This window comes from Pedobacter sp. UBA5917 (genome assembly GCF_002432345.1).
In the GTDB taxonomy this organism is placed as follows: domain Bacteria; phylum Bacteroidota; class Bacteroidia; order Sphingobacteriales; family Sphingobacteriaceae; genus Pedobacter.
This window is the reverse complement of the sequence record NZ_DJDT01000357.1, coordinates 1-22715: the sequence shown is the minus strand read 5'-3', so window position 1 is coordinate 22715 and position 22715 is coordinate 1. Positions and strand designations below refer to the sequence as shown.

18 protein-coding genes and 1 pseudogene are annotated in these 22715 nt (G+C 39.7%); 13 read left to right on the top strand and 6 right to left on the bottom strand.

Features of this window, described 5'->3' with window-relative positions; genetic code table 11:
- The first annotated feature begins 11 nt into the window (after positions 1–11).
- The 3 genes from B2V92_RS24995 (at position 12) to B2V92_RS24985 (ending at position 2412) form a co-directional block, all read left to right on the top strand.
- Positions 12–773, top strand: a complete 762-nt coding sequence (locus B2V92_RS24995) for a class I SAM-dependent methyltransferase (protein ID WP_293313233.1) — start codon at positions 12–14, stop codon at positions 771–773.
- 165 nt (positions 774–938) lie between these two features.
- Positions 939–1856 carry a sugar transferase gene (locus B2V92_RS24990; protein ID WP_293313232.1) on the top strand — a complete coding sequence of 306 codons (918 nt, stop codon included), beginning with the start codon at positions 939–941 and terminating at the stop codon, positions 1854–1856.
- Positions 1857–1956: 100 nt separating this feature from the next.
- Entirely contained in the window at positions 1957–2412 is a 456-nt protein-coding gene (locus B2V92_RS24985; RefSeq protein WP_293313231.1) for a PA2169 family four-helix-bundle protein, read from the top strand.
- A gap of 146 nt (positions 2413–2558) precedes the next feature.
- On the opposite strand, the gene cphA is transcribed toward B2V92_RS24985, so the two are convergent.
- Entirely contained in the window at positions 2559–5174 is a 2616-nt protein-coding gene (cphA, locus tag B2V92_RS24980; RefSeq protein ID WP_293313229.1) for a cyanophycin synthetase, read from the bottom strand.
- Between the two features lie 294 nt (positions 5175–5468).
- Between cphA and B2V92_RS24975 the strand changes: the two genes are divergently transcribed.
- From B2V92_RS24975 to B2V92_RS24960, 4 genes are all read left to right on the top strand, one after another.
- Positions 5469–6344 carry a cyanophycinase gene (locus tag B2V92_RS24975; protein ID WP_293313227.1) on the top strand — a complete coding sequence of 292 codons (876 nt, stop codon included), beginning with the start codon at positions 5469–5471 and terminating at the stop codon, positions 6342–6344.
- 185 nt (positions 6345–6529) lie between these two features.
- Positions 6530–7372, top strand: coding sequence for an isoaspartyl peptidase/L-asparaginase (locus B2V92_RS24970; protein ID WP_293313225.1), 843 nt, complete (start codon positions 6530–6532; stop codon positions 7370–7372).
- Between the two features lie 29 nt (positions 7373–7401).
- Positions 7402–8094 (top strand): hypothetical protein, encoded by a 693-nt coding sequence (locus B2V92_RS24965; RefSeq protein ID WP_293313223.1) that lies wholly within the window; start codon positions 7402–7404, stop codon positions 8092–8094.
- Positions 8095–8373: 279 nt separating this feature from the next.
- The gene (locus B2V92_RS24960; RefSeq protein WP_293313221.1) at positions 8374–10539 is read left to right on the top strand and encodes a carboxy terminal-processing peptidase; all 2166 of its coding nucleotides are present in this window, start codon (positions 8374–8376) and stop codon (positions 10537–10539) included.
- A 277-nt stretch (positions 10540–10816) separates the two neighbouring features.
- Here B2V92_RS24960 and B2V92_RS24955 read toward each other — a convergent pair whose 3' ends face one another.
- Positions 10817–11755, bottom strand: coding sequence for an SPFH domain-containing protein (locus tag B2V92_RS24955; protein ID WP_293313219.1), 939 nt, complete (start codon positions 11753–11755; stop codon positions 10817–10819).
- 88 nt (positions 11756–11843) lie between these two features.
- On the opposite strand from B2V92_RS24955, the gene B2V92_RS24950 reads away from it, so the two are divergent.
- Entirely contained in the window at positions 11844–13886 is a 2043-nt protein-coding gene (locus B2V92_RS24950; RefSeq protein WP_293313217.1) for a M13 family metallopeptidase, read from the top strand.
- A 208-nt stretch (positions 13887–14094) separates the two neighbouring features.
- Positions 14095–14280, top strand: coding sequence for a hypothetical protein (locus tag B2V92_RS24945; RefSeq protein WP_293313215.1), 186 nt, complete (start codon positions 14095–14097; stop codon positions 14278–14280).
- A 123-nt stretch (positions 14281–14403) separates the two neighbouring features.
- Here B2V92_RS24945 and B2V92_RS24940 read toward each other — a convergent pair whose 3' ends face one another.
- From B2V92_RS24940 to B2V92_RS24930, 3 genes are all read right to left on the bottom strand, one after another.
- Positions 14404–14589: a hypothetical protein gene (locus B2V92_RS24940; RefSeq protein WP_293313213.1), complete on the bottom strand. Its 186-nt coding sequence runs from the start codon at positions 14587–14589 to the stop codon at positions 14404–14406.
- Positions 14590–14633: 44 nt separating this feature from the next.
- On the bottom strand, positions 14634–15731 hold the full coding sequence (locus tag B2V92_RS24935) for a CapA family protein (RefSeq protein ID WP_293313211.1): 1098 nt from the start codon (positions 15729–15731) through the stop codon (positions 14634–14636).
- 211 nt (positions 15732–15942) lie between these two features.
- Positions 15943–16500: a C40 family peptidase gene (locus tag B2V92_RS24930; RefSeq protein ID WP_293313209.1), complete on the bottom strand. Its 558-nt coding sequence runs from the start codon at positions 16498–16500 to the stop codon at positions 15943–15945.
- Between the two features lie 496 nt (positions 16501–16996).
- On the opposite strand from B2V92_RS24930, the gene pdhA reads away from it, so the two are divergent.
- From pdhA to B2V92_RS24915, 3 genes are all read left to right on the top strand, one after another.
- Complete coding sequence (pdhA, locus tag B2V92_RS24925) at positions 16997–17992, top strand: pyruvate dehydrogenase (acetyl-transferring) E1 component subunit alpha (RefSeq protein WP_293313207.1); 996 nt, start codon at positions 16997–16999, stop codon at positions 17990–17992.
- 30 nt (positions 17993–18022) lie between these two features.
- A complete protein-coding gene (locus B2V92_RS24920) occupies positions 18023–19687 on the top strand; it encodes a pyruvate dehydrogenase complex dihydrolipoamide acetyltransferase (RefSeq protein WP_293313205.1) in 1665 nt (554 codons plus the stop codon).
- 141 nt (positions 19688–19828) lie between these two features.
- Positions 19829–21607 (top strand): DUF885 domain-containing protein, encoded by a 1779-nt coding sequence (locus B2V92_RS24915; RefSeq protein WP_293313204.1) that lies wholly within the window; start codon positions 19829–19831, stop codon positions 21605–21607.
- Between the two features lie 93 nt (positions 21608–21700).
- On the opposite strand, the pseudogene B2V92_RS26575 reads toward B2V92_RS24915, so the two are convergent.
- Positions 21701–22080: pseudogene (locus B2V92_RS26575) on the bottom strand (GxxExxY protein).
- A 195-nt stretch (positions 22081–22275) separates the two neighbouring features.
- Here B2V92_RS26575 and B2V92_RS24910 point away from each other — a divergent pair.
- Positions 22276–22715 (top strand): cupin domain-containing protein (locus B2V92_RS24910; RefSeq protein WP_293313202.1); only part of this gene is annotated, 440 nt, incomplete at its 3' end.

Below are 22715 nucleotides of genomic sequence, written 5' to 3'. Positions count from 1 at the left end.
CAGTTGGAACCATGCTAAGCGAAGAAGTAAAAACAGCCTACGATAATTTTTATACCAACAGCGATGTGGCCTGGCGGATGCTCGGTGCCAAATATAAAGCCCAGAATATTGTTGACGTTTGCAAAGGACTTAAACCCAAAAAAGTACTTGAGGTTGGAGCCGGCGACGGCAGTATACTACATTTTTTAAACGAGTGGCATTTTGCACCCGAACTTTATGCCTTGGAAATTGCACAAAGTGGTGTCGACATTATTAAAGACCGTAACCTTGCTAGCTTAAAAGAAGCACAGACTTTTGATGGTTATAAAATTCCTTACGGAGATGATAGCTTCGATCTGATCATCCTTGCGCATGTTTTAGAACATGTAGAACATGAACGGATTTTGATCCGCGAATTAAAAAGGGTTGCTAAATATATTGTGGTTGAGGTGCCTAAAGATTACCGTTATGGTGTAGATCAAAGGATGAAACACTTTTTAGACTATGGGCATATCAATATGTATACGCCAACATCATTAAGGTTCCTGTTGCAGAGTGAAGGATTAGAGATTTTAGAGGATAAAGTTTCGATGACGGCAACCGAAACCGTAAAATTTAATGAATTTATCAACAGAAAGGCACCAAAAACGTTTACCAAAAACTTAAAAATCGAATTGGAATACCGCATCAAAAAAACTTTGGGTAATTTATTCGGAAGAAAAAAACAGGAACAGTTTGCGAATGCCTATACCGTATTAACCAAAAAATCAGATCATAACCTCCAGATATTTTAGTATATTAAAGCGTATTACTAGAGTTGCCGTTATTTCGGGCAGAATTCAACTCTGGTCGTCATTTCGAGCGGAATGTAATGAAGCCGAGAAATCTATCTCGAGGCAGATCTCTCCACTTCACTGTGCTACGGTCGAGATGACGTTCTAATAATGAAATAAAACAACATGCAAAACCTTGCTCCCATAGCACTTTTCGTATATAACCGTCCGCAGCATACCGAGCGTACGTTAAAATTCCTTCAGCAGAATGAACTGGCTGCCGAAAGCCATTTGTACATTTTTTCTGATGGGGCAAAAAGTATACGCGATGATGAAAATGTTGCTGCTGTGAGGAAAATCATCAATAAAACGAAGGGTTTTAAATCTGTTAAAGTAATCGAAAGAAAAGATAATGCCGGGCTGGCTAATTCTGTAATTGCTGGGGTAACGCAGTTAATAGAAGAGTACGATCAGGTAATTGTTTTTGAAGATGATCTGGTAACCTCTCCGCATACCCTGCATTATTTTAACGAGGCTTTAAACCGTTATAGCGAAGAAGAAAAAGTAATGCATATTGGTGCTTATATGTATCCTTTAAAAGCCGAAGAGTTACCGCAGTCGTTTTTTTACAGGGCAGCCACCAGTTGGGGATGGGCCACCTGGGGCAGGGCCTGGAAAAACTTCGAACCAGATATCGATGTACTTTTAAAACAGTTCGATAAAAAGAAAAAAGCTGCTTTTTCCATCGATAATAAAATGAATTTCTGGAAACAGATGCTCGAATTCAAAAAAGGAAAAAACAATAGCTGGGCCATCCGATGGTATGCTTCAATTTTCTTAAAAGGAGGATTAACACTTAACCCGTCGCAATCGTTGGTCAACAACATCGGGCATGATGGAACCGGTGTACATTCGGGTATAAACGATATTTATAATGTGATCATTAACCCTAAGCCAATTGTTGAGTTTCCTACCGTGATTACGGAAGATGCTGTGGCCTACAAAGCTATTAAGGCCTTCTTAACCAAACGTAAAGGCAATATGGTAACCCGCGTACGCCGTTTCGTTAAAGAAAAACTCGCCCAATATTTCTCGAAAAAATAGACCTGATATTCCCTCCTGTTGTGAGCAATTGAAAAAATGACAAACCTTTTTTTGATCGTTCGTGTTGCTTTTATACATCGAAACTATAAAAAATAACAACATGAAAATTACAACAGCAACAGCAGAGGTATTGAATGACCTTATCCAGATTAATAACGATCGTATTGAAGGTTATGAAAAAGCCCGTCACGAACTGAAAGACGGTGATGCAGATCTGAAAACGCTATTTCTAAATATGATCGACGAAAGCCATAAATATAAACTGGCTTTGGCAACAGAGGTAATCGCACTTGGAGAAGAAGTAGAAACAGGAACCACCAATTCGGGTAAAATTTACAGGGCCTGGATGGATGTAAAAGCCATCTTTACCGGTCACGACCGCAAAACTGTTTTGAACAACTGCGAATTTGGTGAAGATGCTGCACAGAATGGTTATAAAATGGCTTTGGAAGAAGAAGAACTTCCGGCAAACATCAGGGAATTGATTTCTGATCAAAAAGCATCTTTAAGAACGTCACACGATGAAATCAAAAGATTGCGCGATACACAGGCATAAGTGAGTGAAATATAAAAACGGAAAACCCTCCTTCGATATATGAATTGAAGGAGGGTTTTTATAATATAATTCCGTCATGCTGAACTTGTTTCAGCATCTATTAGACCCTGAAATAAATTCAGGGTGACGATGCTTCTTTTTAAATTTTACGCCTCCAATTCCTTATCCAGATGTTCGGTAACGCGCTGAATCGTATTATCTATAGTATTACTTAAAATGGTTAAATAAGAACCTTTTTGAGCAGTTTCAATCGCTATTCTTAAACATTCGGTACTTTTATTGTTGATAATGATCTCCTTATTGGGATCAACCTCTTTAATACCTCTTACCAACAGATCAACCAGTTCCTGCTGCGCTCTGCCACGTAAATATTTTTCCTGACAAACATAGATCTTGTCAAACATCTGTGCCGAAATGCGGGCGGTTTCCATAATATCCTCGTCCCTCCTGTCGCCTGTTGCCGAAATAATTCCTACATGCTCAGTGGCTTCTACACCTTGCAAAAAGCCTTTCACACCGTTAAAGCCATCAGGATTGTGCGCAAAATCTACCAAAACCTTAAAGTCCTTAAACCTGAAAATGTTCATTCTTCCGGGCGTATGTGCTGCTGAAGGGATAAAGGTTTCTAAGGATAAGCGGATATCCTCAGGTTTATAACCCCATAAATAAGCGGCCAAAGTAGCTGCAAGTACATTCTGGATCATAAAGTTTACCGAGCCGCCAAAAGTTAACGGAATATGTGTGGCTTTATCAACCCTTAATTTCCAGTCGCCGGTTTTAATGGTGATAAATCCGTTCTCATAAATGGCTGCAATACCGCCTTTACGGCAATGTTCTTTAATAACCGGATTGTTTTCGTCCATGCTGAAATAAGCAACATTACAACGGGCATCTTTCGCAATGCGCACACAATAACCATTGTCGGCATTTAATACAGCCCAACCTTTACGGCGCACTGCACCAATTACAACGGCTTTAACTCGGGTTAAATCATCGAGGTTATGAATATCAGAAATACCCAGGTGATCTTCCTGGATATTGGTTACCACACCGATATCGCAGGCATTAAAGCCCAACCCTGCCCTTAAAATCCCGCCACGGGCAGTTTCTAAAACGGCAAACTCAACCGTTGGGTCTTTTAAAATAAATTCGGCACTAACCGGGCCTGTAGTATCGCCCTTCATCAGCATGGTATTGTGTACATACACCCCATCGCTGGTGGTAAAACCTACACGCTTACCATTACTACGTATAATATGTGCAATTAAACGCGTAGTGGTGGTTTTTCCGTTGGTTCCGGTTACGGCAATAATCGGGATCTGCGATAATTTACCCTGCGGATAAAGCATATCGATTACCGGTGCCGCAACGTTGCGTGGTAAACCTTCGCTTGGTGCCAGGTGCATCCTGAAACCAGGAGCAGCATTAACTTCTAAAACCACACCACCATTTTCGGTTAAAGGCTGGGTGAGGTTCTGCGCCATAATATCGATACCGCAGATATCCAGTCCGATTACCCTCGAAATCCTTTCGCAGATGAAAATATTCTGTGGGTGTACAATATCGGTCACATCAATCGAGGTTCCACCTGTACTTAAATTAGCAGTCGATTTTAGGTAAACGATTTCCCCTTTTTCAGGAATGGTTTCTAAAGTATATTCTTTTTTGGCCAATAAATCCAAGGTATCACGGTCAACCGCGATTTCTGTTAACACATTTTCGTGACCATAACCGCGACGTGGATCTTCGTTTTCCTTATCAATCAATTCCTGGATGGTGTGGATGCCGTTGCCTCTTACATGGGCCGGATCGCGCTGTGCTGCTGCAACCACTTTATGATCAATCACCAATACACGGAAATCATATCCGGTGATAAATTTTTCAATAATCACCTTTCTAGAATAGGTTTTGGCATATTCAAAAGCCGCAACCGCATCTTCCATCGTTTTCACGTTAATGGTTGCACCTTTACCGTGGTTGCCATCCAAAGGTTTAAATACCAGTGGAAATCCAACTTTATTAACCGATGCTTCGAGGTCATCAGGGTTAGAAATGGTTACACCCGAGGCTACCGGAATGGCTGCTTCGGTAAGTAAACGTTTGGTTTCTTCCTTATTACTCGCGATATCAACAGCAATGCTACTGGTTTTTTCGGTCATAGTGGCCCTAAAACGGACCTGGTTTTTGCCATAACCCAATTGTACCAACGAACTTTTGTTCAACCTGATCCACGGAATACTTCTCTTTACCGCCTCTTCTACAATTGAAGCTGTACTTGGGCCCAAAGCTTCCAATTCGCGGATTTCTTTCATCCTGCGGATATCGTGCTCTAAATCATATTCAACATTGTTGATCAAAGCATCAGCGATTCTTACTGCGGCTTCTGCCGAATAAACACCCACTTTTTCTTCCAGGTAACTGAAAACCACGTTATAAATACCTTCGGTTTTGGTCATGCGTGTTCTACCAAAACCAGTATCCATGCCTGCCAGTGTCTGTATTTCCAGCGCAATGTGCTCAATCACATGCCCCATCCAGGTGCCTTCTTTTACGCGGGTAAAAAAGCCACCTTCAACACCTTTTGAGCAGCGGTGCGTGAACATGCTTGGCAAAAGCTTTTCTATCCTCTCGCTAAAGCCCTCAATAACATTGGTTGGTTTTTGTTCCAAATCCTCCAGATCCAATCGCATCTGGATCAATTTCTTCCGGTTGATCGACCAAATATTAGGGCCTCTCAATACTTGTATGTTTAATATCTTCATGTAATATTTTGTTAGTTTTTTTGCCGTAAACAAGGATTGGGGAAGCCTTCTTAACTCAATTTTGGGAATGAAATTGATGACTGTAAAATATGCATTTATTTTGAAATTAGGCCTCCTATTTACGTAAATCAATTTTAGCACCTATTTGTTTTATTTTCAAGCACTATTATGTTAATTTTAGGTTAGATTATTTTAACGTTTGTTAATAAATTGAATATTATTGACAAAAAAAGTCGTGTTTTTTATCTTAAGCCTATATATTTGGGTTTTTTGATACAATTAGATACATAAGGAATGGTTCCGAAAGGTAAACTCATCATCATAGGTGGCGCAATAAACACTGGTAGCTTCGCAGAAACTCAATTTGGACTGCCTGAAAACATGAATTTTTTTGAGCGTGGAATTTTAAAACGGATTACCACCGAATCAGTTAGGGATACCCAATCGCGCTTCGAAATCATTACTACAGCATCATTAATGCCCGAAAAGGTTGGTGAAGAATACATCAAAGCTTATGCACAACTGGACGTTCATAACCTGGGTGTTTTAAATATTACCAACCGTGAGGAAGCGAATTCGGATGAGAACTACGAACGTATCAAAGCAGCAGAGGTAATTATTTTTACCGGTGGCGACCAGCTCCGCCTTTCTTCTATTTTTGGCGGTACAAAAATCCACCAGATCCTGCTCGAAAAATATAGGAACGAGCCTGTAGTAATTGCGGGTACATCAGCCGGAGCAGCAGCAAGTTCTAAAAACATGATTTATCAGGGAAGCAGTAAAGATGCCCTGCTTAAAGGCGAAGTAAAAATTACCGGTGGTTTAGGCTTTATCGACGATGTTATTGTAGATACACACTTTGTTCAGCGTGGCAGAATTGGCCGTTTATTATATGCTGCAGCCAGCAATCCAGGTATTTTGGGTATTGGCCTTGGCGAAGATACCGGTCTTTTCATATCAGACGGACATACCATGGAAGCCATTGGCTCAGGCATGGTAATTTTGGTTGATGGCCGCAATATGGCAGATACCAACTTAACCGATGTAGAAATGGGACAACCGGTTTCGATAAAAAACATGGTGGTACACGTAATGTGCGATGGCGATGTTTATGATTTAAATGACCATAGCTTGGTGATCCACCATCCGAAGGCTGTTCATATAGGGTAAAAGGTAGAAGGTTTAGGGTGTAAGGCGTAAGGTTTAGTGTCTCATATCCCACTTTTCAACCCAATAAAAGGTTTAAGGTTTAGGGTTTAAGGTCTAGTGTCTCAAATCTCACGTCTCATATCTTGATACTTCATACTTAAGCCTTGATACTTGAATCTCAATACTCAAATCTTGATACTAAAAAAATGAAACTCATCATACACGGTGGCTTTTTTAGCGAATCGTCTACCAATCAGGAAACAAAAAAGGCCAAACAAGATGCTTTAGCGTCGATTGTTACGCTAGGCCACGAATATCTCAAAACGCATACCGCTTTAGAAACTGTGGTTTATACCGTGGCTTTATTGGAAGATAACGAGTTGTTTAATGCAGGTATCGGTTCGCAGATCCAAAGTGATGGAAAAGTAAGGTTAAGTGCTGCTTTAATGGATGGCAAAACCGAAAAATTCAGTGGCGTAATCAACGTAGAGGATGTTAAAAACCCGATCGAGGTTGCGCAGAATCTTTTAACTTACGATGACCGTGTTTTAAGCGGCGATGGTGCGCAGCAATTTGCCCGTGAGAATGGTTTCGGATATTTTAACCCTATAACACCGCAACGCCAGACCGAATACGAAGCCAAATTGAACCAGAAAAACAATAAGGGGACGGTAGGTTGTGTGGCGCTTGATGCCGAAAGAAATTTAGCTGCAGCCACTTCGACCGGAGGTAAAGGCTTCGAAATCCCCTGCCGGGTAAGTGATTCGGCAACTGTTGCAGGTAATTATGCCAATCAATATGCAGGCATTTCATGCACGGGTGTTGGCGAAGATATTGTTAGCGGTGCTTTGGCTGCCAAAATTGTTACGCGTGTTACCGATGGTTTTTCTTTAAAAGATGCATCAGATAAATCTTTTGCCGAATTAAAGGCTTTTGATGGCTTTGCAGGGGTTGTAGGCATTACCGCTGAGGGCGAGGTATACCACTGCGATTCGCATCCCTACATGGTTTGGGCATCTTTTGATGTTAATTTACAGGTATTTAGCTGATATTAGAATTAAAGTATTATTTTTGTTGCATGACCAAAATTGTACTGGCTTTAATCGGCCTTTTTGCATCGTTACAACTTCAGGCTCAAAACATAGACAAAACAGAAATCCAGGAACCCAATGGAGGTAGCGCGATCAACATAGCGGTATCTAAATTTGACCTGGAAGATGGGAATTCTTTTTTTGAAGAAGCAGAAGATTTAGAGCGGAAAGGTGATTATAACGAAGCCTTAACCTTATTTGGGAAAGCAGCTTTCGAATACAACTCGGTAAAAAATTTCAACAGGTATGGGCAGGCAATCATTAAAATGAGCAGCATGCATTACCAATTGGGCCGCTACAGTGATGCCGAACAGATCCTCTTAAATGTTGCGTTAAAAAATTATTCTAAAACGGGCAACCGTACAGGGATAATGAATACCTACAGCCTTTTGGGCAAAGTTTACCTTGCCAATACCAAATACACCCAATCGATGTGGTTTTACACCCAGCAGGGCATATTGGCCAAACAGTTAAAAAGTAACAATGCCTATATCGAATCAATTTTGGGCATTGTTCAGGTTAAAATCAAAAAGAAAGATTTTACCCTTGCTTTAAGAGATTTAAAATCGGCAGAATGGCTGGCTAACTCGATCAAAACTACCCAGTATAAAGCGCAGATTAAAGATGCAAGGGAAATGATTGCCAGCAAAACGGCGTCTAAAAAAGTGAATCCCAGCTAAAAATGGCTTCGAAATACCCTAATTTCTTTAAAATAACGTCAATAATTTGATTAAAATGCAGTCGTACGTCTGTATTTGGTCAAATTTCGATGGTTGTTCAAAACAAAAAATAACGCTTAACGTTCTGCTTAAGAAATTGTTAAATAAAAAGCTTTTAGTTAGATTTGATAAAGTTTTAACAAGAGACGGTAATAATGCTGTCTCTTTTTTGTTTTTTTGTTAAAATGGTACCATATTGGCTATATAGAATTGGAAATGGATTTTAAATCATTTAAAGAGATGTTAAAGAGAATATTTTTTGTAATTTTTACCGGAGCTGTACTTGCCTGCCATGCCGCGCCTAAAACTCAACCGATTGTTGAGGGAATTACCAATGTGAAACCGGATCAGCAGCAACAGCTTGTGATCAAAGAAGTTGTAAACCTGATTGAAAGCTATAATTACAAAAAAATCCAGATCAACGATTCTATTTCATCACTTATTCTGGATAAGTATATAAAATCATTGGATCAGGGTAAAAATTATTTCCTTGCATCTGATATTAAAGAATTTGAAAAATACAGGTACACTTTAGATGATGATTTTAAAAACGGCGATTTAAGCGGTCCGTTTTATATCTATAACGTTTATGCTAAAAGATTGAACGAGTATTTCACCTATTCTTTGGCACAGATTAAGACCAAATTCGATTTTAACCAAAACGATACTTATGTGTACGACAGGGAAAAATTGCCTTGGGCGGTTTCTTCTACAGCATTAAATGATACCTGGAAAAAACGTGTTAAATACGAACTGATCAACCTAAATTTGGCGGGAACTGCTGAAGCAAAAAATGTAGAAACTTTAACCAAACGTTATCAGAATTTACAATCGCAAACCTCTAAAACCAATAATCAGGACGTTTTCCAGATTTTAATGGATGCATTTACCGAATCTATCGATCCGCATACCAATTATTTCAACCCAAGCAACGCTGCTGCATTTAACGAAGATATGTCGCGCTCTTTCGAAGGTATAGGCGCACGTTTACAACTGGAAAATGAAGTGGTTAAAATTTCGGAGATCATTGCCGGCGGACCAGCTTTCAAAGGCAAACAATTAAGTGCTGGTGATAGGATCATTGCTGTGGCACAGGGCGACGGCGAATTTGTTGATGTAGTGGGATGGAGATTAGATAATACCGTGTCAAAAATCAAAGGTCCTAAAGGAACCAAAGTACGTTTAAAAGTAATTCCGGTAGGAAAAGAAATGTCATCTAAACCGGTTATTATAGAATTGGTTCGTGATAAAATTGTATTGGAAGAAACCTCTGCCAAGAAAAAAGTAAAAACCATCAACAGCAATGGTAAAGATGTTAAAATTGGTATTATTACCTTACCAGCTTTCTATGCCGATTTTAAAGCCGCAAATGCCGGTGATAAAAATTATAAAAGTACCACACGCGACGTAAGAAAACTGATCGACTCATTAAAAACCTACGATAAGGTAAATGCGATTGTATTGGATTTACGCGGAAATGGCGGTGGCTCATTAGTAGAGGCCATTTCGTTAACCGGTTTATTTATCGATAAAGGACCTGTGGTACAGGTAAAAGATTTACGTGGTAAAATAGAAGTAGATGAAGACGAAAATAGTGGTGTAGCATGGGACGGTCCGTTTGGTGTAATGGTTGACCGTTTAAGCGCATCTGCATCTGAAATTTTTGCCGGAGCCATTCAGGATTATGGTCGCGGTATTATTATGGGTAGCCAAACCTATGGTAAAGGTACCGTTCAATCTTCTATCGATTTAAATAAATTGGTAAATCCAAATATGTTACAGAGAATAGCGGGTTTAATTGCCAAAGATAAAACAGTGGGTACTTCGCCAAGTAGCGCTAATCCTGCTGATATCAACTTAGGTCAGATTAACCTCACCATGGCTAAATTTTACCGTGTAGCAGGAAGCAGTACGCAACATAAAGGTGTTACACCTGATGTTGTTTTCCCTTCTGTTTACCCGATGGATAAAATTGGTGAAGATACAGAGCCTTCTGCCCTACCTTGGGATGTAATTCCTACCTCTAACTTTAAAGCAGTTGCCAATTTAACTCCGGTTAAAGCACAGTTGATTAAAAATAGCGAACAACGTATTGCAAACTCTTTGGATTTTAAATACCTTAAACAAGATATTGCTGATCTTAAAAAACGTGATGCAGAAGTTTCGGTAACCCTGAACGAAGCTAAACTTAAGGCAGAACGCGATGCACAGGAAGCTAAAACCCTGGCCAGACAAAATGAATTGAGGGCTTTGAGAGGATTACCTGCGATTAAAAAAGGCGATAAAGTAACCAAACAGGATGCGTTCGATTTTATCGAAGACGAATCGTTAAGGGTTATGGGCGATTTTATGCAGCAATCAGGCAGTTATGTAATGAACTTGGGTTTGATGCCTAAGAATAATTAATTAAGAGCTATGTTCTAATATATTGTCGTCACCCTGAATTTATTTCAGGGTCTGTCTAGCATGAAAGATGCTGAAATAAATTCAGCATGATGATAGAAATAGTAAAGGCCTCTTCAGTTAAAACTGGAGAGGCCTTTTTGGTTTTAAACTTCCGAAGTCTTTCCTAGCACTTTGCCTTTCAGACTTCGGAAGTCTTTATAAAAAGACCTCGCAGGTTTGATAGGCAGATCGCCTATCAAACCTGCGAGGTCTAAAAATTAAGAGGTCTAATTAATCGTTATTTCTTAGACGTAGGCTCATTTTGTTTGTTTATCTGCATCGCCATCATTTCTTTCATGGTTTTGTTCATGCCTTCGGTGCTTCCATCCAAAAAGATTACGTTACCATCGCCATTTTCGGCAAAATGTTTGATTGACTCTGTCCACATGGTGAATAATATTACTGAAATATCCAAGTTGGCCTGCTCCATTTCCTGAGCGGCTTTGGTCATACCATGTGCCACTTCCGCACGGAATAAGGCAATACCCTGACCGCGGAGCTGAGCGGCTTCACGCTCGGCTGTTGCCGCAATTTTAATCGCGTTACCATCAGCTTCTGCAGCTTTGGTTTTGGTAATCAATAAAGCTTGCCCCTCGTTCTCTGCTGCGGCCTTTAAGTTGTTCGATGCCACAACTCGGCTCATTGAGCGCATAATTTCTTCATCAAAAGTGATGTCGTTTAATTGAAGATCCTGTAAGTGGTAACCCCAGCCATCTAAAACCTGATCAATCTGTTCCTTAACATGGAGCACAATTTCGTTGCGCTGTGCCAGTACATTTGCCTGCTTTTGGGTGGCCACATAAGCACGGATAGAACCTTCAATGGTCCTGATCAAAGCCTGCATCAGGTTGGTGGCATCAACGAATTTAAATGCAACATTTTTGATGGTTTCTTCATCCTGGTTAATTACCGAATAAAGAAGCATGGCCTTGAAATAAACATTGGCCTGATCCTGTGTTACCGCTTGGAAAGACAGCTCCACTGATCGGTTCTGGATCGATATTCGCGAATAAATCTGCTCTATTAAAGGGATTTTAAAGTTTAAGCCTGGTCTTAAGAGCCTTTGGTACTTACCAAAAACGGTAACTACCGCAATGGTGCCCTGTTTTACGGTAACGAATGAGCTAAGCAGTATAATTACTCCTATGGCTACTAAAATGTAAACGGTGTATTGCATAATTAGATTTTTTTATGAAGTTATAAAAAATCATAGAAACTACATCAGGCATTTTGTAGCTTTAAGTTTTCTAACTAACTTATATGCAATGAAAACTAAATTAATTCTTCCGGCTGCGGGGCTTTTGCTATTTGCCGCATGCCAGAATAAGAATCACGCCGATCAGGGAACAGAAAATGTACGGACCGAGTTTTTTGATAAAGCCGGTATGGATACCACTGTAAACCCTGGAGATAACTTTTTTCTTTATGCCAATGGTAAGTGGTTCAAAAACACTGAAATCCCTAAAACTGAAACAGGTTGGGGCTCTTTTTATACGTTGTACAACGATAACCTTAAAAACCTGAACACCATCCTCGAAAATGCTTCGAAAGCAGATGGGACCAAAGGAAGTGCAGAGCAAAAAGTGGGCGATTTCTATGCCAGTGGTATGGATACTTTAACAATAGAAAAGCTGGGTATTAAGCCTATTGAGCCTCTTTTAGGTAAAATTGATGCCATTAAAAATGAGAAAGATCTAATCAATTTTGTAGCCGATGGCTTTAAGAACGGTGAAGGAGATCTTTTAGGTTTTAGTGTAGAGCCTGACGATAAACTGAGCAGCAAAAATGCCTTATCTTTTTCGCAATCGGGCATTAACCTGCCGGATCGTAGTTATTATTTAGATCAGGATGAGAAGGCAAAAAAAATCAGAACGGAGTATGTTAAATACATCACTACTATTTTTAAACTGGCAGGCGATTCGGTAAATGCAGCTAAATACGCAGATAATATTTTAAAGCTCGAAACCACCATTGCCCAGTCGCACTCAACCCCTGTTCAGCTGCGCGATCCACAGAAAAACTATAATAAAATGACGGTGGCCGATTTTCAGAAACAAACTCCTAATATCGAATGGAAATCTGTTCTGGAAAAACTTGGCGCAAATACAGATACCGTTATTGTGAGGCAGCCAAAATACTATCAGGCCTTATCGGCACTGATAAAAAGCCAGCCGATCGAAATCTGGAAAGAAAAATTGAAATTTGATGCCTTAAATAGTTCGGCCAATGCTTTTACCAAACTCTTCAGAAAGGCTAAATTCGATTTCTTCGCCAAAACACTGTATGGTCAACAGGCACCAAAAGAAAGATGGAAAACAATTGTTAATGCCACCGACAATAATTTGGGCGAACTTTTGGGCCAACTGTATGCTGAAAAGTATTTTAAGCCCGAGGCTAAAGAGCGCATGCTTAAATTGGTGAACAACCTGCAGAAAGTATATGCCGAAAGGATCCAAAAAGTAGATTGGATGACCCCTGAAACCAAAAAGAAGGCGCTTGAAAAATTAAATGCGTTTATCAAAAAAATCGGTTATCCTGATAAGTGGAAAAAATATGATGATGTAGAAATCTCTAAAAACACTTATTACGCAAATTTACAGTCGGCAGATAGACACGCTTATAAAGAAATGATGGATAAGCTGGGTAAAAATGTCGACAAAACAGAATGGGGAATGACCCCACCAACTGTTAATGCTTATTATAATCCATCGTTCAATGAGATTGTGTTTCCGGCAGGAATTTTACAGTTTCCGTTTTTTGATTTTGCAGCAGATGATGCCATTAATTATGGTGCAATAGGTGCGGTAATCGGGCACGAAATGACCCATGGATTTGATGATCAGGGACGCCAGTACGATGCTGCAGGTAATTTAAAAGAGTGGTGGACCAAAGCTGATGCAGATAAATTTAAAGCCAAAGCGGGCAAGGTAGAAGCATTTTATAACAACTTTAGCCTGCTTGATAATCAGCACGTAAACGGATCGTTAACATTAGGCGAAAACCTCGCTGATATTGGGGGATTAAACATTGCTTACGATGCCTTTAAATTAACCGATCAGGGAAAAAGTGATAAAAAGATTGATGGTTTTACACCAGATCAGCGTTTCTTTTTGAGTTTTGCACAGGTTTGGCGCATTAAAGACCGCGACGAAAGCATGCGTGTAAGGTTAAAAACAGATCCGCATAGCCCTGAAATGTTCCGCGTAAATGGCCCTGTATACAATATGGAAGCCTTTTATAAAGCTTTCAATATCCCTGCAACGGCCAAAATGTATATCGCGCCGGCGAACAGGTTAGGCGTTTGGTAGATTTAAAAACTTAATTAAAAGAGGCCGTACCATAAGATAAATTGTCATCCTGAGCTTGTCGAAGGACTTGCCATAACATTGTTTAAGGCGTTTCGACAAGCTCAACGTGACAATTCTAAAGAAATTAAGTTTATGATACATCTTCTTTTTTGTCGCTTTAAAAACAAAAGCATGGATATATTGTCTTTATCCTATTAAAGATAAAACCATGAACGTAAAACGTACTTTTGGAACCGTATTAACCATTTTGGGGATCATCGGCTTAATTTATGCCGGGTATGGTTTTGTAAACCACAGTCAGAATACAAGGGGATTGCTGGTTTACGGCATCATCGGCCTGATATTCTTTGTGTCGGGTATAGGTCTGGTAAAGAATACGAAAGATGAGAGTTGATTTATCCTTTTCTCCTGAACTTTCTCGATAGCAGAAAAAGTACAACCGCTGCGCCAATGGCTAAGCCTAGATAAATGCCATCCTTAAAATTTCCAGTCTTTGTAGCGTCTAAGATAACAAGGGTCATTTTTGCTTCTTTTTGTTTTTGATAATCTGGTACTGGCTAAAAGCAACTAAGCAGCCTGCCAGAATAATGATCCCTGCTGATAATAAATTCTTTGGGTTTTGCTGGATATAATATGCTGCGGCCAAAACCAAAAGCACTGCCGCGATACCGATAATATAGTGAAGTATTAATCCCGTTTTCATAAAGCAAATATTCTGAATTAAATTGAGATTGATGTCGTAGAAAATTAATCTTTTAAACTGATTTTATTATCGGCAAATTTAAGTTGGTGACCTATGAAATCAATATCGGTTAGTTCTTTGATGCGTTTAAAAGCACCGTTATTATCATCCAGGGTTAAGCGGTTAATTTTATCCTGTTTAATGGATATCACGTCAGCATAGAGGAAGTCGCCTTTGGCATTTATTTTAAGCTTTAGCAATGGAGCAATTCCGTTATTACCTTTTAAGCTGAACATACCATAGGTGCAGAAATTGCCCAAACTGTAGGCGATAAACTTATTCTTATAAACTTCAACGGCTCTTGCCACATGCGGTCCGTGGCCCAACACCACATCCGCACCGGCATCGATTACGGCATGTGCAAAGGCATAAACATTGCCCCTGTTTTCTTTATAAAAGATTTCGTTTTTACGTGGCACATGTTCAAATCTGGCACCTTCGCCCCCACCATGGAAAGAAACAATTACAATATCTGCCATTGTTTTTAAGCGGGCAACCAGGGCTTTTGCACTGTCGATTTTATTGATTGATACCGTATTTTCATTTGGTGCAAAAGCACAGAAAGCATATTTTATGCTGTCTTTTTCAAAAACTTCATAGGGCTTGTTTATCTGTCCGGCGTAATGGATCTGTAACGAATCCAAAATCCTTGCTGTATTTTTTCTTCCTTTGGCATCAAAATCACCAACGTGATTGTTAGCAATGCTTAGCACATTAAAACCAGCTTTTTTATAAATCCGGGCATAACGTTCAGGCATTCTGAAAGCATAACAGTTGTTTGGGTTAATGCCGTTACATTTATTTGAGTTACCTGAGTTGAGGAAACAGCCTTCGAGGTTGCCAAAAACAATATCGCCTTTTAACAAACTATCAACGGCCTGGAAACTATTGATGGCATCATCAGGGGGAAGGTTCGTTTTTGAAGGAAAAGCTGAGCCGAGCATAATGTCGCCAACCGCGGTAATTGATATCGTATCCTTTATTTTTCTGATCAGCGTGTCCTTTTTGGCAACGGGTGCCGTAACCTGAGCATTATTGCTGGTACAACTGATCAAAGTGATAACGGCAATGGGAAGGATTAAGATGGTGTTGATGAGCTTCATTAGGTGTTTTATTGGATATTTCGGGGCTGTCTTGATTTAGTTAGTTTTATTGAGAGAAAGATCCTGATCCCGATGTAAAATCGGGACAGGATGACGAATCTCATGGGGAAGGTAATAAACAAAAAATCCTCCGAAATTTCTTTAGGAGGATTGTATATTTTGAGTGATTAACTGTTAACTGAAAATTGTGAACTGCTAACTGCCAACTGAACTATTCTACTTCAAATTCTTTTTTGAACGATTCTAACACACGCCCACCCTTATAAAAGTAACGGCTATAATAAGGTTCGTTCAGATTGCTGATTACTACACCACGCGAGCTGGATGCGTGTGCGAACCTGTTGTCGCCAAGGTAGATACCAACGTGTGAAATACTTCTGCTTTTAATTTTGAAGAAAACCAGATCTCCCTCTTTCAGGTCTTCTTTAGATAATGGATCAACCATGCTAAAAATATCGCGCGAGTTTCTTCTGATGGTTGTGTTGAAAACTTTGTCGTAAATCGCTTTAGTAAAAGCCGAGCAATCGATGCCTCTTTTGCTGTTTCCACCATAACTATATGGTGTTCCGATCCATTCGTATATAAATTTGTAGAGTTTTAAATTTGAGGTCGCATCTACTGCTACACCCATTACCTGCGAGAAATATTGCGATGCAAGATTATCAGGGTCATTTAATTCTTTACCAGATTCTTTTGTTTTTGTTTGCGCAAATGCGGTTGAGAGCGTGCAGATAGCGATTAGGGATGAAAACAAAATTTTTTTAATCATGTTATACAGTTATGTTTGGGTATTCACTTACACATTAACGTACACCACATGGGCTTATTGTTGGTTGTCAAAAGTATTGATTATACAAATGTTATCCAAATGTAATCTGTTAAAAAGTGAAAGTTATTAACATTTTTATTTTTTATCCACTATTTCTTCAAAAAATATCAGGTCAAAACCATCTTTTTTTATCCCGGTTTTTATTTTACATATTTTGTTTTGCTATAACATTACGTTCTTTTTTAAATTATGTAAATAAGCACTTACGCAAAATTAAATTTCAGAATAAATTGATTACATATTATGATAAAGGGTGTTGATTTGATTACGGGAAATCGCTATTGAATTACAAAATGGGACTGGGATTTGTATTTAATTGTAAAACAACTGTTAAATCTGATTTTAACCCCTAAACCATGATGTTTTTACACTTAAAAGTGCCAAAAATTACAATAAAAAAATTAGATTTGCTGTCGCAAAAAACAAATACCCTAAAATGAGTGCAGTAGAAATAAATAAAGATACCTGGTTAAAGTGGTTTGAGTCGATGTTGCTGATGCGCAAATTCGAAGAGAAAACCGGCCAGTTATACGGACAACAAAAAATACGTGGCTTTTGTCATTTATACATTGGACAAGAAGCTGTAGTTGCAGGAGCAATATCTGCAATGCAAAAAGGCGATTCAATGATTACCACTTACCGTGATCATGCCCATGCCTTAGCTTTAGGAGTTAGTGCCGATAGTATTATGGCAGAAATGTACGGTAAAGCTACAGGTTGCTCTAAAGGTAAAGGTGGTTCAATGCACATGTTCAGTAAAGAACATAACTTCTACGGAGGACATGCAATTGTAGGCGGTCAGATCCCTCTGGGTGCTGGCGTTGCTTTTGCCGAAAAATATAAAGGTACCGATAATGTTAATATTTGTTACATGGGCGATGGTGCTGTGCGCCAGGGTGCATTAAACGAAACTTTTAACATGGCCATGCTTTGGAAACTGCCTGTTGTTTTTGTTTGCGAAAACAATGGTTACGCAATGGGTACTTCGGTACAACGTACCACCAACATGACCGATATTTATAAAATTGGTTTAGGTTTTGATATGCCTTGCGCACCTGTTGATGGTATGGATCCGGTTGCGGTTCATAACGCAATGGATGAGGCTATCCAACGTGCACGTAAAGGTGAAGGACCAACTTTCTTGGAAATGAGAACTTACCGTTACCGCGGTCACTCTATGTCCGATCCGGCTAAATACCGTACCAAAGAAGAGTTAGAAGATTACAAAGCAAAAGATCCGGTTGAGCATGCAAGAGAAACTATTCTTAAAGAAAAGTATGCAGATGAGGCTTGGATCGAAGAGGTAGAAGCTAAAGTTAAGGCAATTGTAGATCAGGCAGTAAAATTTGCTGAAGAATCTCCTTGGCCAGATGCATCTGAGTTATACAAAGATGTATACATGACTGAGAACTACCCTTACGTAATGGACTAATATTAATAAGATTTCAATTAATTAGATATAATGGCTGATGTAATTAAAATGCCCAAAATGAGCGACACCATGACCGAAGGGGTTTTGGCGAAGTGGCACAAAAAAGTGGGCGATAAAGTGAAAAGCGGCGATGTTTTGGCAGAAGTAGAAACTGACAAGGCAACAATGGATATGGAATCTTATTGGGATGGTACCCTTTTATACGTAGGTGTAGAAGAAGGATCAGCTGTTCCGGTTGATGCCATCATGGCCGTTATCGGTAAAGAAGGCGAAGATTATAAAGCAGCGTTAGAAGCTGAAAAAGGTGCAGAGGCTCCAAAAGCCGAAAGTGCTGAAGCGCCTAAAGCTGAAGATAAAAAAGAAGAAGCTGCCCCTGCTCAAGGCGGTGGTTTAAGCGAAGAAGAATTGGCTGCTAAAGGTGTTACGGTTATCCGCATGCCTTTATTAAGCGATACGATGACAGAAGGCGTAATTGCCGAATGGCATAAAAAAGTTGGCGATAAAGTTAAGGATGATGATGTTCTTGCTGATGTAGAAACCGATAAGGCAACTATGGAAGTAATGGGTTATGCAACCGGAACTTTATTACACATCGGTGTAGAAAAAGGCCAGGCTGCTAAAGTAAACGGAATTATCGCAATTGTTGGCCCGGAAGGAACTGACGTTAGCGGAATTTTGGCAGGAGGTTCTGCTCCAGCTGCTAAAGCTGAAAGTGCAGAAGCACCAAAAGAAGAAAAACAAGCTACAACTGCTGATGCTGGTACTACTGCACCAGTAGCAGAAAGTTCATCAGATAGTCGTGTTAAAGCATCTCCTTTGGCTAAGAAAATTGCTAAAGATAAAGGGATCGATTTAGCACAGGTTGCAGGTAGTGCAGAAGGTGGCCGTATCATTAAAAAAGATATCGAAAACTTTAAGCCAGCTGCGGCACCGGCTAAAACAGAATCTGCTTCAGCTCCGGCTGCAGAGAAAGCTGCTGCACCAGCACCGGTTATCCCTACTTATGTTGGCGAAGTTAAATTTACCGAAGCTCCTGTTTCGCAAATGCGTAAAGTAATCGCAAAACGTTTAGCCGAAAGTTTATTTACTGCTCCACACTTCTACTTAACCATCAGTATTGATATGGACAATGCAATGGCTGCACGTACTGCAATCAACGCTGTTGCTCCGGTTAAGGTTTCTTTCAACGATATCGTAATTAAAGCGGTTGCTGTAGCATTGAAAAAACACCCTGCTGTTAATTCATCATGGGGTGGCGATAAAATCAGATTTAACGAGCATACCAACATTGGTGTAGCCATGGCTGTTGAAGACGGTTTGTTGGTGCCTGTTGTACGTTTTGCCGATGGTAAATCATTATCGCACATCTCTGCCGAAGTAAAAGATTTCGGTGGAAAAGCAAAAGCTAAAAAATTACAGCCAGCAGATTGGGAAGGTTCTACCTTTACCGTTTCTAACTTAGGTATGTTCGGTATTGATGAGTTTACATCAATTATCAACTCTCCTGACGGTGCAATTTTATCGGTAGGTGCTATCCAACAGATTCCTGTTGTTAAAAACGGAGCTGTTGTTCCTGGTAACGTAATGAAATTGACTTTAGGTTGCGATCACCGTGTGGTTGATGGTGCAACCGGAGCACAGTTCTTACAAACGTTAAAAGGTTTATTAGAAGAGCCGATCAGGTTATTAGCTTAATCAGTTAGCAATTCACAGTTTTCAGTTAATGCTGAAATGTATATTAAAGCCATCCTTTCGGGGTGGCTTTTTTGCGTTTAAGGTTTTTAGTAAATGGTCAATAATTTGCTATTTTTGATTAGTGACTAACTTATAAACCAAATGAAAAAAACACTCCTTTTTGCTGCGTGCATTACCGCATTGCTCGCCTGTAAGCAAAAAAACAGTTCTAATGATGGTACAGAAAATAAAGCATTTGCTGCGCTGTGCGAACAGTATTATCAGGATGGATTAAAATTAAATCCCCTAAGTGCCACCTATATCGGCGACGAGCGTTATAACGATCTTTTGGCCAACGATGGATCTCAGGCTTACATAAAGGAGTTTAAAAGCCTTAATCAACGCTATCTTGATAGCCTGGGCAAATACGATCGTGAAAGCCTGGGTGTAAACGATAAATTATCTTTCGATTACCTGAAAGATCAATTGGAAATCAATTTGGAAGGATTAAAGTATCATTCAGAATACTTGCCATTTAACCAAATGGTTGCTTTGCCCCTAACCATTGGTCAATTGGGTTCGGGAACAGGGGCACAACCCTTTAAAACGGTAAAAAACTACGAGGATTGGTTAAAACGTGCTGATGCCTTTTCGGTGTGGGCCGATACCGCTATCGGAAATTTTAAAAAAGGTGCAGCAGTTGGCATTGTACTGCCCAAAGCATTGGTGGTAAAAATGATTCCGCAGATGCAGGGCATGGTGGTGGCAAAACCTGAAGAAAGTTTATTTTATGGCCCGGTAAAATTAATGCCGGACAGTTTTTCTGCTGCAGATAAACAGCGCTTAACAGCAGCTTACCTTCATTCGATCACCAATGTTATTGTCCCAACTTATAAAAAACTTGGCGATTACCTGCAGAACGAGTATCTGCCAAAAAGCCGTACAACTTCCGGTTATTCATCTATGCCTGGTGGCCTGGTCTGGTACACTTATCTGGTAAAACAACAGACAACCACCAATAAAACACCTGAAGAAATTTATCAAACAGGTTTAAAAGAGGTGGCGCGGATTAAAGGCCAGATGGACAGTATTAGAAACCTGGTTGGCTTTAAAGGTGATTTAAAGGCTTTCTTTGAATACATGAAAACAGATAAAAAATTTATGCCCTATAAAACGCCGAAAGAAATTTTGGATGCTTTTGAGGATATCCACCAGCGCATGAAACCGAACCTGAAAAAAATGTTCGAGGTAGAGCCTAAAACTCCTTTCGAAATTCGCCAAACGGAAGCTTTTAGGGCAGCATCGGCCAGTGCGGAGTATAATCAGGGTTCGGCAGATGGCTCCCGCCCGGGAATATTTTATGTACCGATTTTAGATGCTACAAAATTTAATACAACTTCGGGTATGGAATCGCTTTTTCTTCATGAGGCCATCCCTGGTCACCACTACCAGATTTCTTTAACCCAGGAGAATAAATCTTTGCCTAATTTCCGCCGTTTTGGTGGTCATAATGCTTATGTAGAAGGCTGGGCATTGTATTGCGAATCGTTAGGCAAAGAACTTGGGCTATATCAGGATCCATACCAGCACATGGGCGCATTGGGAGATGAAATGCACCGCGCCATCCGGTTAGTAGTTGATGTGGCCATCCATACCAAAAATATGAGCCGTGAAAATGCCATTAAATATATGACAGATAACGAAGCCATTAGTACCGAAGGTGCCACTGCAGAAATTGAGCGTTATATGGGCATGCCTGCACAGGCGCTGGGCTACAAAACCGGAGCAATGAAAATACGGGAATTAAGGGCTAAATATGAAAAAGAACTGGGGCCGAAATTTAAACTCGCTGCTTTCCATACCGCGGTTTTAAAAGATGGATCGTTTCCATTATCTGTTTTTGAAACGAAAATGGATGCCTGGGCGGAGCGCCAGAAATAGAATAACTTGTCATTGCTTTTCCCGCAGATTCCGCGAATATCGCAGATGGAAAAATACTACTCTGCGTTAATCTTCTTAGATCTGCGGGAAAATTTAATATAGCCCATTTACCTTTCTCCAAATTGATTCAGATATATTTGAAGAATTAAAATTAACCAGTAACCCAAGTTTTAGGCCTGAGAGCTTTAAGTAAGTGAGCACTTGTTTGTGGTGTACAGGAGCAACGGTTTCTACAGACTTGATCTCGATAATAACCAGGTCATTTATTAGAAGATCTATGCGATAGCCTGCATTTAAGGTTATACCTTCAAAAATGATTGGTAGCCGTACTTGTTGTTTAACCTCTAGCCTTTTTCTGTTAAAACGTAAGAAAGTACTGTTTCGTAGGCAGATTCTAATAAACCAGGGCCTAGTGCATTATAAACTGTAAATATTGCTCCTCTTATTTTATAGGAAATGTCATTCTCATCCATAGTATAAAAATTAAATACTTATTCTAATTGAGGATGATTAATTAAAAGTACTATAATCTTATAAAAATCAAAATAACGAGGCTTGCCCATTAAAAAATAAATAATTCTGCGCTTATCTTCTTAAATCTGCGGGAAACTAACCAATTCTCTAAACCCTTTCCCTATTACTTTGTTAATTATTAAAATACCCTAATCATGGACAAAGAAAAATTAATACAAGAAGCTTATTTAGTTGCACATAAAATAGAAGAGAACGGCAATTTCCCGAATAATCCTGTTTTACCGTTGATGATTTATAAAGGGACTTTCAGGTTGCATCCCGATGATACGGATGAGGTGATCAGAAAGGTTTTTGCGCAGAATGGTTATACCAACTCATGGGTAGACGGTATTTTCGATTATCACCATTACCATAGCAATACGCATGAGGTGATGGGTGTTTTCTGTGGCAAGGCCGATGTACAGTTTGGCGGCGATCATGGTGTTTGTATCGAATTAGATAAAGGCGATGTCATCATCATTCCGGCAGGTGTGGCACACAAAAAATTAAACTCAAGCGATGATTTTACAGTAGTGGGTGCTTACCCAAACGGAGCCGATTACAATATGAAATATGGCGGGGCAGAAGAGCGGCC